10 protein-coding genes are annotated in these 11604 nt (G+C 71.9%); 5 read left to right on the forward strand and 5 right to left on the reverse strand.

All coding sequences use genetic code 11. The features are described 5' to 3' along the window. The first annotated feature begins 179 nt into the window (after positions 1 to 179). Entirely contained in the window at positions 180 to 584 is a 405-nt protein-coding gene (locus tag B4U46_RS11290) for a transglycosylase SLT domain-containing protein (RefSeq protein ID WP_237292811.1), read from the forward strand. Between the two features lie 76 nt (positions 585 to 660). Here B4U46_RS11290 and B4U46_RS11295 read toward each other — a convergent pair whose 3' ends face one another. Both B4U46_RS11295 and B4U46_RS11300 read right to left on the reverse strand, forming a co-directional pair. After that, positions 661 to 1254: an exonuclease gene (locus B4U46_RS11295; protein WP_167747581.1), complete on the reverse strand. Its 594-nt coding sequence runs from the start codon at positions 1252 to 1254 to the stop codon at positions 661 to 663. Between the two features lie 221 nt (positions 1255 to 1475). Then, positions 1476 to 2645, reverse strand: a complete 1170-nt coding sequence (locus B4U46_RS11300; RefSeq protein WP_079426562.1) for a steroid 3-ketoacyl-CoA thiolase — start codon at positions 2643 to 2645, stop codon at positions 1476 to 1478. A gap of 266 nt (positions 2646 to 2911) precedes the next feature. On the opposite strand from B4U46_RS11300, the gene B4U46_RS11305 reads away from it, so the two are divergent. Next, positions 2912 to 4162 (forward strand): cytochrome P450, encoded by a 1251-nt coding sequence (locus B4U46_RS11305; protein WP_079426565.1) that lies wholly within the window; start codon positions 2912 to 2914, stop codon positions 4160 to 4162. Positions 4163 to 4404: 242 nt separating this feature from the next. Further along, on the forward strand, positions 4405 to 5790 hold the full coding sequence (locus B4U46_RS11310; RefSeq protein ID WP_079426567.1) for an FAD-binding oxidoreductase: 1386 nt from the start codon (positions 4405 to 4407) through the stop codon (positions 5788 to 5790). Positions 5791 to 5854: 64 nt separating this feature from the next. Here the strand turns inward: B4U46_RS11310 and B4U46_RS11315 are convergent, their stop codons facing one another. Next, complete coding sequence (locus B4U46_RS11315; protein WP_185117271.1) at positions 5855 to 7873, reverse strand: phosphatase PAP2 family protein; 2019 nt, start codon at positions 7871 to 7873, stop codon at positions 5855 to 5857. Positions 7874 to 8008: 135 nt separating this feature from the next. On the opposite strand from B4U46_RS11315, the gene B4U46_RS11320 reads away from it, so the two are divergent. Continuing rightward, positions 8009 to 8326, forward strand: a complete 318-nt coding sequence (locus B4U46_RS11320) for an antibiotic biosynthesis monooxygenase family protein (protein ID WP_079426569.1) — start codon at positions 8009 to 8011, stop codon at positions 8324 to 8326. Positions 8327 to 8380: 54 nt separating this feature from the next. On the opposite strand, the gene B4U46_RS11325 is transcribed toward B4U46_RS11320, so the two are convergent. Further along, positions 8381 to 8776, reverse strand: coding sequence for a nuclear transport factor 2 family protein (locus B4U46_RS11325; protein WP_079426571.1), 396 nt, complete (start codon positions 8774 to 8776; stop codon positions 8381 to 8383). 130 nt (positions 8777 to 8906) lie between these two features. On the opposite strand from B4U46_RS11325, the gene B4U46_RS11330 reads away from it, so the two are divergent. Further along, on the forward strand, positions 8907 to 9428 hold the full coding sequence (locus tag B4U46_RS11330; RefSeq protein ID WP_079426573.1) for a GNAT family N-acetyltransferase: 522 nt from the start codon (positions 8907 to 8909) through the stop codon (positions 9426 to 9428). A gap of 74 nt (positions 9429 to 9502) precedes the next feature. Here B4U46_RS11330 and B4U46_RS11335 read toward each other — a convergent pair whose 3' ends face one another. After that, positions 9503 to 11551, reverse strand: a complete 2049-nt coding sequence (locus B4U46_RS11335; protein WP_079431697.1) for an MDR family MFS transporter — start codon at positions 11549 to 11551, stop codon at positions 9503 to 9505. Between the last annotated feature and the right edge of the window lie 53 nt (positions 11552 to 11604).

An 11604-nucleotide genomic window follows, 5' to 3' on the forward strand; every position in this document is an offset into this window, starting at 1 on the left:
GGCGTTAGTAGCAGGGGGGCGTTGCCAGGGCGGCGGGGGCCTGGCTAACTGGTGTTGTCGCCACGGCGGCCGGGGCGCAGCGCCCCCCGCCCGGTCGAACCCCTCTCCCCCGTGTGAGTGGCTCACGCATGCTCCGGCATGCGCCGCGACCGCCCCTGTTCCCGTCGGAAGGTTCCTCCGTGTCCAACGCCGTCATCCGCCGCATCGCCGCTTCGAAGAAGACCCTCGCCGGTACCGTCCTCGCCCTGGGCGTCGCGGGCTCGATGCTCGCCACCGTCCCCGCGCAGGCCGCCCCGACGAGCGCCAAGGCGATCGCCCAGCAGATGATCAAGGACCCGGCGCAGTTCGCGGCCTTCGACAAGATCGTCACCCACGAGAGCGGCTGGGACTACACCGCCACGAACTCCTCCTCCGGCGCCTACGGCCTGGTCCAGGCCCTCCCCGCGTCGAAGATGTCCTCCGCCGGCTCGGACTGGAAGACCAACCCCGCCACCCAGATCAAGTGGGGCCTGGACTACATGAACGAGCGCTACGGCAGCCCCGTCGGCGCCTGGAACTTCTGGCAGGCCAACCACTGGTACTAAGCCACCAGGCACACACGCGAAGAGCCGCTCCCCCGGAAACCCCGGGCGAGCGGCTCTTCGCGTCGTGCTCATCCCCTCACGCCCGGCCGCCGTCCCAGCGCATCAGGTTCTGGAACAGTTCGGCCTGCTCGATCGCGTCGTCCAGGGCGTTGTGCGTGTGGGGGCGGTCCGACAGCAGGTGACTGGGCATTGACCGCTTCGTCGCCTCGCCGACCCGCACGTCGGCCTTGGCAGCGTAGAGCGACTTGAGGTCCATGCAGCGCGAATGCCCGAAGGGCGAGCCCCCGTCCGCGAACCGCATGAAGTACCAGTAGATCCACATCCAGTCGTAGCCGAGCGGGTACGCGACGAACACCGGGGTGGCGCCCAACTCCTCGGCCACGGCTGCGATCCAGCCGGCGGCCGCGTTCATGGCCTCGACAGGCTCCCGCCCCTCCCGCGCCAGCCGCTCCCGGTCCAACCCGCCGACGGCCAGGGCCTCCGGGTCGTAGTCGTCACTGATCGGCTTCAGCTCGGCGTAGAACGTCCGCTCGGCCGGATCGACGCCCCGGAACCCGGCCCCGTCACGAACCCCCGCGACGGCCATCCCGAAACTCGACATCGAATACGGCCCGGGCACCGGCCCGTCGGCCTCCACGTCGACGGAGACGTAGAACTCTGCTTTCGCCATGACGTTTCTCCACACTTCAAGATCTACGAGGGTATCTGCGCCGTGACGGTCAGCCCCGCCCGGGCTGCCTGCTCGGCCGGGTGAGCGCCCGGCCGCTGCCGTACGCGACGTAGTGGCAGAGGGCATACGAGGGCCCCGGTGGCCGGCCTCCCCAGGTCCGGCCACCGGGGCCTTCGCATCCCATCCCACGGGTTCGGTAGGCGCCCTCGGGCGCGGTGCGCTCAGAGGCGCTGGATGATCGTGCCGGTGGCCAGCGCGCCTCCCGCGCACATGGTGATCAGCGCGAACTCCTTGTCGCGCCGCTCCAGCTCGTGCAGCGCGGTGGTGATCAGCCGGGCGCCGGTGGCGCCGACGGGGTGGCCGAGGGCGATGGCGCCGCCGTTGACGTTGACCTTCTCCAGGTCCTGTCCGAAGACCTGGGCCCAGCTGAGGACGACGGAGGCGAAGGCCTCGTTGATCTCGACGAGGTCGATGTCCCTGAGGGACATCCCGGCCTTGCCCAGCACGGCCCGCGTCGCGTCGATGGGCCCGTCCAGGTGGTAGTGCGGGTCGGCGCCGACCAGGGCCTGGGCGACGATCCGGGCGCGCGGCTTGAGCTTGAGCGCGCGGGCCATCTTGCGGGAGGCCCACATCACGGCGGCGGCCCCGTCGGATATCTGGGAGGAGTTCCCGGCGGTGTGCACGGCCGTCGGCATGACCGGCTTGAGCCGGGCCAGGCCCTCCATGCTGGTGTCGCGCAGGCCCTCGTCCCGGTCGACCAGCCGCCACATGCCCTGCCCGGCCGCCTGTTCCTCCTCCGTCGTGGGGACCTGGACGGCGAAGGTCTCGCGCTTGAAGCGCTCCTCGGCCCAGGCGGTGGCGGCCCGCTCCTGGGAGAGGACGCCGAGGCGGTCGACGTCCTCGCGGGTCAGGCCCCGGTGGCGGGCGATCCGCTCGGCCGCCTCGAACTGGTTGGGCAGGTCGACGTTCCACTCGTCCGGGAAGGGCTTGCCGGGGCCGTGCTTGGAGCCCGAGCCGAGCGGCACCCGGCTCATCGCCTCGACGCCGCAGGCGATTCCGATGTCGATGACCCCGCCGGAGACCATGTTGGCGACCATGTGGTTGGCCTGCTGGGAGCTGCCGCACTGGCAGTCGACGGTGGTGGCGGCCGTCTCGTAGGGGAGCCCCATGGCGAGCCAGGCGTTGCGGGCGGGGTTCATGGACTGCTCACCGGCGTGGGTGACGGTCCCGCCGACGATCTGTTCGACGCAGTCGGGCTGGATTCCGGTACGGGCGAGGAGTTCGCGGTAGGTCTCGCCGAGCAGGTAGGCGGGATGGAGGTTGGCCAGGGAGCCCCCGCGTTTCCCGATGGGCGTGCGTACGGCTTCGACGATGACGGGTTCCGCGGCCATGAGCTCGTCCTCTCCTGCACACTCTGCACAGCGCCGGCGTGGCGGGCCGTCCCGGCTGCCGCCCTGCTCGAACTAGTACGCGTTCTAGTTATCTACCGCAGTCTTATGACCTGGACCCCCGGCACGCAAGGGTCTTGCACGCCCCCTCCACGGATTCCACACTCAACAGTTGGCGCGGAGGCCCTTGTCACTTCTAGAACTCGTTACTACCTTCGAGCCAACTTCTGATGGGCTGTCAGACCTTCGTCAGACCTTGGAGTCGCCCGATGTCCTGTCCCGTGCTGCCCGAAGGCTTCGACGCCACCGACCCCGACCTCCTGCAGGAACGGGTCCCGCTGCCGGAGTTCGCGCGGCTCCGGCAGACCGCTCCCGTGTGGTGGTGCGCACAGCCGCGCGGGATCACCGGGTTCGACGACGAGGGCTACTGGGCCGTCACCCGGCACGCGGACGTCAAGTACGTCTCCACGCACCCGGAACTGTTCTCCTCGACCACCAACACGGCGATCATCCGCTTCAACGCGCACGTCCAGCGCGAACAGATCGAGGCCCAGCGGCTGATCATGCTGAACATGGACCCGCCCGAGCACACCCGCGTACGGCAGATCGTGCAGCGCGGCTTCACCCCGCGCGCCATCCGCGGCCTCGAACAGGCCCTGCGCGACCGGGCCCGGAAGATCGTCGAGGAGGCGCGGGCGGCGTCGGGCGACGGCAGCTTCGACTTCGTCACGCAGGTCGCCTGCGAACTCCCGCTCCAGGCCATCGCCGAGCTGATCGGCGTACCGCAGCGGGACCGGTCCAAGATCTTCGACTGGTCCAACAAGATGGTCGCCTACGACGACCCGGAGTACGCCATCACCGAGGAGGTCGGCGCCAACGCGGCCATGGAGCTCATCGGCTACGCGATGAACCTGGCCGCCGAGCGCAAGCAGTGCCCGGCCAAGGACATCGTGACGCAGCTGGTGGCGGCGGAGGGCGAGGGCAACCTGCGCTCCGACGAGTTCGGCTTCTTCGTGCTGCTGCTGGCGGTCGCGGGCAACGAGACCACGCGCAACGCCATCAGCCACGGCATGCACGCCTTCCTCACCCACCCCGAGCAGTGGGAGCTGTACAAGGCGACCCGGCCGTCGACGGCCGCGGAGGAGATCGTGCGCTGGGCCACGCCCGTGGTCTCCTTCCAGCGCACCGCCACCCAGGACACCGAGCTGGGCGGGCAGAAGATCAAGGCGGGCGACCGGGTGGGGATGTTCTACTCCTCCGCCAACCACGACCCCGAGGTCTTCCGGGACCCGGAGGCCTTCGACATCACCCGCGATCCGAACCCGCACCTCGGCTTCGGCGGTGGGGGCCCGCACTTCTGCCTCGGCAAGTCCCTGGCCGTCATGGAGATCGACCTGATCTTCAACGCCCTCGCCGACACCCTGCCCGACCTGCGGCTCGCCCCCGAGGGCGGCGAGCCGCGGCGGCTGCGGGCGGCCTGGCTCAACGGCATCAAGGAGCTCCGGGTCAACGCCGGTTGACCCGTGACCCAGGACGGCAGGGGCCGTCACCTCCCACGCCCCGGCCCCTGCCGTCCGCTGGAACGGCCCACCGGAGGACCGCCCGGGTGGCGGAACTCCGGAAGCGGGCCGATCCTTGCAGGACGCGGCGATCCACCGAAGGGGCGCCGGGGCCCGAACGGCCCCGGCGCCCCTTCGGCTTCCCTTCGGCTTCCCTTCGAGGCCGGCGTGCGGGCGCCCCGGGGCGGTGCCAGACTGGGGCCATGGCCACGGTCACGGCTGCGCCGGGCCCCTCCTTCCGGGGACGGCTGGTGCGGCCCGGAGACCCCACGTACGACGAGGACCGGCGGGTCTGGAACGGCTCGGTCGACCGGCACCCCGCCCTCGTCGCCTGCTGCGCGGGCGTCGCGGACGTCATGGACGCCGTACGGTTCGCGGCCGGCGAGGGGCTGCCCCTGGCCGTCCGCTCCGGCGGCCACAGCTTCCCCGGACACTCGGTGTGCGACGACGGGATCGTCCTCGACCTCTCCGCGATGCGCGGCATCCGCGTGGACCCCGAGGCCCGTACCGTCCGCGCCCAGGCGGGGGTACGGCTCGGCGAGCTGGACCGGGAGACCCAGGCGTTCGGGCTGGCGGTCCCGGCCGGGATCGTCACGACCACCGGCCTGGCCGGGCTCACCCTCGGCGGCGGCATCGGCTGGCTGATGCGCAAGTACGGGCTGACCATCGACCAGCTGCTGTCGGTGGACATGGTCACGGCCGACGGCTCGTTCCTGACGGCGAGCGAGAGGGAGAACGCCGGACTCTTCTGGGGGATCCGCGGCGGAGGCGGGAACTTCGGGATCGTGACGGAGTTCGAGTTCCGTCTCCACCCGGTGGGTCCGGTGGTCCTCGCGGGTCCGGTCCTGTGGCCGATGGAGGAATCGCCGCGGCTGCTGCGCCTGTACCGGGACTGGATCACCGACGTGCCGGACGAGCTGACCACCGCGGTCGTGCACCGCCGGGTGCCGCCGGTGCCGTTCATGCCGCGGGAGCTGCACGGGCGGCCGGTGGTGATGGTGGTGTGCTGCTACGCCGGGCCGGTCGAGGACGGTGAGAAGGTGCTGCGGCCGCTGCGCGAGGCGGGCCCGCCGCCGCTGCTGGACCTGTGCGTGCCCAAGCCGTTCACCGCCCACCAGGCGATGTTCGACCCGTCCTTCCCACGCGGGCGCTGGTACTACTTCAAGTCCTGCGACGTGGACCGGCTGGACGACGAGGTCATCGACCGCACCGCCGAGCACACGGCCCGGATGGTGTCACCGCTCACCGCCTTCCCCATCTTCCAGCTGGGCGGGGCGATCCGGCGGGTCGGGGACGACGAGACGGCCTTCGGCGGCCGGTCCTCCGGGCACACCTTCAACATCAACGGGACGACGGAGGGCCCCGAGGGGTTCGAGGCGGAACGGGAGTGGGCGCGCGGCCTGTGGTCGGCGCTCGCCCCCTACCAGACCGGCGTCTACTCCAACTTCCTCATGGAGGAGGGCGAGGACCGGGTCGCGCAGGCCTACGGGGAGGCGAAGTACCGGCGGCTGCGGGAACTGAAGCGCCACTACGACCCCGGCAACCTCTTCCGCCTCAACCAGAACATCCCACCGGCCGACGCCTCCTGACGCCATGTCCCGACCCCGCGGCTCGCCCCGGCGTCCCGGCGTCCCGGCGTCCCGGCGCCGCGTCCTACCGCTGCGCGGCGGCCAGCCGGTCGGGCTCCCCGGCCGTCGTGCGCTGCACAGGCAGGGTGACGCGCAGCCCGCGCGGCCCGGACAGGACGTGGACCAGCCCGAAGCCTGCTCCGACGACGGCCGCACCGCCCACGGCGTCCAGCACCCAGTGGTTGGCGGTCGCCACGATCGCGCACACCGTGATCAGCGGGTGCAGCGCGCCGAGCAGCTTCTGCCAGCCCTTCGGCGCCAGTACGACGACCACGATGCCGCACCACAGCGACCAGCCGAAGTGCAGCGAGGGCATCGCCGCGTACTGGTTGGAGATCGCGGTCATCGCCCCGTACGAGGGGTTCGCCAGGTCCTGCGCCCCGTGCACGGTGTCGACGAAACCCAGCCCGGGCATCAGCCGCGGCGGCGCGAGCGGGAACAGCCAGAACCCGGCGAGCGCGAGGGCGGTCGCCAGGCCCAGGGAGGCCCGCGCCCAGCGGTAGTCGCCGGGGCGGCGCCGGTAGAGGACGGCCAGGATCCCGAGGGGCACCACGAAGTGGAAGGAGGAGTAGTAGAAGTTGAAGAACGCCTCCAGCCACGGCGTGTCGACCACCGCCCGGTTCACGGCCCGCTCGATGTCGATGCCGAGGACCCGCTCGATGCCGTGGATCCGGCTCCCGTCGCGCTCGGCGAGGGAGCGGCTGGCGGGGGCGGCGGCGCGGATGTGCGAGTAGACCGAGTAGCCGACCCGTATCAGCAGGAGCTCCAGCAGCAGGCTGGGGCGCGACAGCGCGCGCCGCCAGAACGGCAGCAGCGGCACCCACGCCCGGCGGGCGGCGGCGGGCCGCCCGTAGACGGTGGGGACCGGCTCGCGCCAGTACGGGGAGGAGCGCGGCAGGAACGGCACGGCGCACGCCGCGGCCACGGCCGCGAGGAGCGGAACGTTGTCCCGTACGGGGGCCAGTGCGGCCAGGTTGGGCAGCAGGACCGCGCTCGGCAGGGTGATGGCCAGGACCACGGCGGCCGGCCACACCCTCCGGTCCGCGGCCCGCCTCCCCACCTTGCCGGCCACCGCGAGCAGCACCCACAGCAGCTGGTGGCGCCAGCCGGTCGGGGAGACGGCGACGGCCGCGCAGCCGGTGACGGCGACGGCGAGCAGCAGCTGGCCGTCGCGGGCGTAGCGGGCGGCGCGGCGCAGGGCGGCCCAGGTGATCGCGGCGGCGAGGGCCGTGTAGAGCAGGATCTCGCCGGGGCCGCTGAGGCCGAAGCGGAGCAGGGCGCCGTGGACGGACTGGTTGGCGAGGCCGTCGGGGGAGCCGCCGAGGCCGGTGCCGGCGAGGTGGTGGATCCAGTACGTCCACGAGTCGCGCGGCAGGGCGGCCCAGGCCAGCACGGTGGCTCCGGCGAAGGTCGCGGCGGCGGCGCGGGCGGTGGGGCGGCGGCCGGTGAGCCACAGCAGCGGGGCGAAGAGCAGGAGGGCGGGCTGGAGGGCGGCGGCGAGGCCGACGAGGAGCCCGGCGGGCCGCTCGCCGGGCACCCGGAAGACGGCGAGCAGCACCAGCAGCACGGGCAGGACGGCGGTCTGCCCCGGTAAGGCGGCCGCGCGGACCGGCAGGGAGACCATCATCAGCGCCACCAGAACGGGCGCCGCGAGCAGCGCGGTGCGGCGCGGCACCGGGTCGGGCAGCCCGCGCGCGGCGACCACCCCGACGGCGGCGACGAGGAGCAGGGTCGCGCAGGTCCAGGCGACCTCCAGCGAGGAGGGCGCGGCGAGGCCGGCGAGGGGCTTGAGGACCAGGCCGGCGAAGGGGGTGCCGGTGAACTGTCCGGCGTCGTAGAGGGTGCCGGGGGCCGCGGTGCTCGCCGAGAGGTGGAGGTCGCCGAACCACTCGGCCGGGGGCACGCGCAGGACGGAGGCCGCCTGTCTGACGGTGAGGAGACCCGCGAGCGCCCACAGCAGGAGTCGGGCCGCCCCGAGTCTGCCGCTACCGCCTATGACCCCGGCATGTCCGTTGGCACCGCCGTGCTCCGCCGCGTCAGCCACGCCTCGCCGTCCTCCCGCCCTGCCGACCGCAACCCTGACTCCGCCTGGCTGCCGTACCGCGGCACGCGCCGCGCCTGTCACTGGGGTTCACTACCGGGACGACGATATCCCCCGCGCGATCCCTAGGATGGCGGCATGAGCATCGTGAAGATCAACGCCCTTGCCGTTCCCGACGACCAGCGGGAGGTGCTGGAGCAGCGGTTCGCCTCGCGGGCGGGGGCCGTGGAGTCCTCGGACGGGTTCGAGTGGTTCGAGCTGCTGCGGCCGGTCGAGGGCACGGACCAGTACCTCGTGTACACGCGCTGGCGCTCCGAGGAGGACTTCCAGGCGTGGATGGAGGGCCCGATGAAGGCGGCGCACCAGGGTGGCGGGGACCGGCCGAAGCCGGCGGCCTCGGGGTCGCAGGTGTGGTCGTTCGAGGTCGTGCAGCAGGCGGCGCCGAAGAAGGCGTGAGGACGGCCGGAAGGGCCCGGGGGCGCGGGCTCCCGGGCCCTTCCGCTGCGGCGCTCAGCTCCAGAAGGCGTCGCTCTCGTCGATGTCCTGCGTGCACTGGTCGATGTCGGTGATCTTGCCGCCGACGATGGTGAAGAAGAGTCCCTCGTGGATCTCGATGCCGCGGTCGCCGCGGTCGGCCATGGTGGTGTGGAAGGACATCGCGTGGCCCCTGCCGTCGACCAGCACGCGCTCCAGGCTGACCCTGAAGGTGCCGCCGGTCTCCTCCCCCAGGCGGCGGTAGAGGTCGAGGACCGCTTCCCGCCCCTTGTGGTGCCCGGCCAGGGGGCTGGTGCCGGGCATGTGGTGGATGACGTCAGCCGTCATCAGGCTGCCCAGGGTCTCCATGTCGCCCTTGCCGAAGGCCTCGTAGCAGCGGCGGATCAGGGCACAGTCCGGATGCTCCGACATGACCGTCCACCCTTCGTTTCGTTCGTGGTATTTACGCCTTTTCTCATCATCGGCCCGTGCCTGTGGATATTCCACGCGGGGGACGGGGACGGGTCTTCACAATGGCGCCATGGACAGGAATTCGATCACCATGGCAGGCAGTGCAGGCACGACGACGGGACGGCCCGGAGCCTGCGGCTGGGTCGTCGCCCCCGAGCCGTTCGCGACGGCGGACGCCACCGCCCTGCGGCGCGCGTACTACGCGGAGGTCGCCGGGCGCTACTGGGAGCGGTCCGTGACCGAGGCGGAGATCGACCAGGGGATGCTGGACGACCCGGCCGACGAGCTCGCACCTCCGACGGGGCAGTTCGTGGTCGGCCGGCTCGACGGGCGGCCCCTGGCCTGCGGCGGCATACGGCTCCTCGACCCCGCCACCGCCGAGCTCACGAGGATCTACATCGACGGGAGCGCGCGCGGCACGGGGGGCGGGGCTGCGCTGCTCGCCGCCCTGGAGGAGGAGGCCCGCGCGCTGGGCGCCGGGCGGATGCGGCTGGACACCCGGACCGACCTGGTGGAGGCGCGCGCCCTGTACGCGCGTCACGGGTACCGGGAGATACCGGCGTACAACTCCGGCCCGTACGCCCAGCACTGGTTCGAGAAGCCGCTGGTCTGACCGGTCAGGGCCGGCCGGACCGGCCTGCCGGCCGCCTGGCCCCGCAGGCCGGGTCGGTCGGTCAGGGCCGCCGGTCAGCGCGCCGCGTGGTCCCGGCGGGGGAGGGTGTCGTAGGGCTCCTCGGCGTCGGATCCGCACAGCTCCCGGCTGAGTTCCTCGACGAGTTTGACCAGGTCGGTGGGGCGGTCGGGGCCCCACCAGTCGCCGAGCAGGTCGGCGAGGGACTCCTGCCGGGCGGCGGCCAGCCGGTCCGCGGACTCGCGGCCCCGGTCGGTCAGGACGAGGGAGAGCCCTTCCCGGACGGCGAGCCCGCGCTCCTCGATCTGGCGGGCGGCGTCGGTGACGACCCTGAGCGGAACGGACGTGCGTTCGGCGAGCACCCCGGGGTCCACCGATCCGTACTTCTTGATCCGCAGCAGTATCCAGCTGGCGGCGGGCAGCAGGTCGTAGCCCGCCTTCGCGGTGATCTTCTCGTAGACGTGGACGCGGCCCTCGCGGGTGCCGAGTACGGACAGGGCGCGGGCGACCTCGTCGCGGGAGGAGCGCTCAACGGGGTTGGAGGCGAGGGTCTCCGTCACATCGGGTGCGGTGACGGACCCGCGCAGCTTGTCCTCCTTGAGGAACCAGGCGATCAGGAACGCGAGCAGGACCACGGGGACGGCGTAGAGGAAGACGTCGGTGATGGCGCTGGAGTAGGCGTCCAGCACCCGGGGCCGCACCGCGGGAGGAAGGGCGCCGATGGCCCGGGGGTCCGCCTCGATGCGTTGCGGGCTCGCGGCGGGCGGGAGGGGGACGCCGGCGAGGGCGGAGCTGAGCTTCTCGCCGAGCCGGCTGGTGAAGATCGTGCCGAAGATGGCGACGCCGAAGGAGGCGCCGATGGAACGGAAGAAGGTGGCACCGGAGGTGGCGACTCCGAGGTCGGCGTAGCTGACGGCGTTCTGCACCACCAGGACCAGCACCTGCATGACCAGGCCGAGGCCGGCGCCGAAGACGAAGAAATAGGCGCTCATCTCCAGGTCGGAGCTGGTGCGTTCGAGCCGGTGCAGGAGCACCAGGCCGATGGCGGTGACGGCGGTACCGCTGATGGGGAAGACCTTCCAGCGTCCGGTGCGGCTGACGATCTGCCCGGAGGTGGTGGAGGCGATCAGCAGGCCGAGCACCATCGGCAGCATGTGGACGCCGGACATGGTCGGTGAGACGCCGCGGACGACCTGGAGGAAGGTCGGCAGGTAGACCATCGCGCCGAACATGGCGAAGCCGACGATGAAGCTGATCACCGAGCAGAGGGTGAAGGTCCGGATCCGGAACAGCTTCAGCGGCAGGACGGGTTCGGCGGCCCGGCGCTCGACGAAGAGGAAGGCGACGAGGAGGACGGCGCCGAGGACGGCGAGGCCCACGATCCGGGCCGAGCCCCAGCCCCAGCTGCCGCCGAGGGAGGCGACGAGGACGAGACAGGTGGCCACGCCGGCGATCAGGGCGGTGCCGAGGTAGTCGATGGTGTGCCGGGAAGGCCGGGCGGGGATCCGCAGGGCGGCCGCGATGACGACGAGGGCGACGAGACCGATGGGGAGGTTGATGTAGAAGACCCAGCGCCAGGAGAGGTGGTCCACGAACAGGCCGCCCAGCAGGGGGCCGAGCACGCTGGTCGCGCCGAAGACGGCACCGAAGAGGCCCTGGTACTTGCCTCGTTCGCGGGGCGGGACGATGTCGCCGACGATCGCCATCGACAGCACCATCAGCCCGCCGCCGCCCAGGCCCTGGAGGGCGCGGAAGCCGATCAGCTGCGGCATGTCCTGGGCCAGCCCGCAGAGCGCGGAGCCGATGAGGAAGATGACGATGGCGTACTGGAAGAGTCTCTTGCGTCCGTACTGGTCTCCGAGCTTGCCCCACAGGGGGGTGGCTGCGGTGGACGCCAGCATGTAGGCGGTGACCACCCACGACAGGTGCTCCATGCCGCCGAGCTCGCTCACGATCGTGGGGAGCGCGGTGGAGACGATCGTCTGGTCGAGTGCGGCGATCAGCAGGCCCAGCAGGAGGGCCCCGATCGAGACGAGCACGTCCCGTGAAGCGTGTTCGGCCCCCTGGGCCGGATTAGCTGGCGACGCGGTCACATCCTGAGCCATCGGCTTCTCCTCCCGCCGGATCAACATCTCCATCCTGAGTGGTCTGTCCGGTT

Origin of the sequence: Streptomyces katrae, assembly GCF_002028425.1 — a bacterium.
Classification (GTDB): Bacteria; Actinomycetota; Actinomycetes; order Streptomycetales; family Streptomycetaceae; genus Streptomyces; species Streptomyces katrae_A.

Excerpts from the sequence above, each read along its gene's own strand:
- B4U46_RS11320 (WP_079426569.1), top strand. The coding sequence starts at position 8,009 with ATGAGCATCGTGAAGATCAACGCCCTTGCCGTTCCCGACGACCAGCGG.
- B4U46_RS11305 (WP_079426565.1), top strand. The coding sequence starts at position 2,912 with ATGTCCTGTCCCGTGCTGCCCGAAGGCTTCGACGCCACCGACCCCGAC.
- B4U46_RS11295 (WP_167747581.1), bottom strand. The coding sequence starts at position 1,254 with ATGGCGAAAGCAGAGTTCTACGTCTCCGTCGACGTGGAGGCCGACGGG.
- B4U46_RS11310 (WP_079426567.1), top strand. The coding sequence starts at position 4,405 with ATGGCCACGGTCACGGCTGCGCCGGGCCCCTCCTTCCGGGGACGGCTG.
- B4U46_RS11335 (WP_079431697.1), bottom strand. The coding sequence starts at position 11,551 with ATGGCTCAGGATGTGACCGCGTCGCCAGCTAATCCGGCCCAGGGGGCC.
- B4U46_RS11330 (WP_079426573.1), top strand. The coding sequence starts at position 8,907 with ATGGCAGGCAGTGCAGGCACGACGACGGGACGGCCCGGAGCCTGCGGC.
- B4U46_RS11325 (WP_079426571.1), bottom strand. The coding sequence starts at position 8,776 with ATGTCGGAGCATCCGGACTGTGCCCTGATCCGCCGCTGCTACGAGGCC.
- B4U46_RS11300 (WP_079426562.1), bottom strand. The coding sequence starts at position 2,645 with ATGGCCGCGGAACCCGTCATCGTCGAAGCCGTACGCACGCCCATCGGG.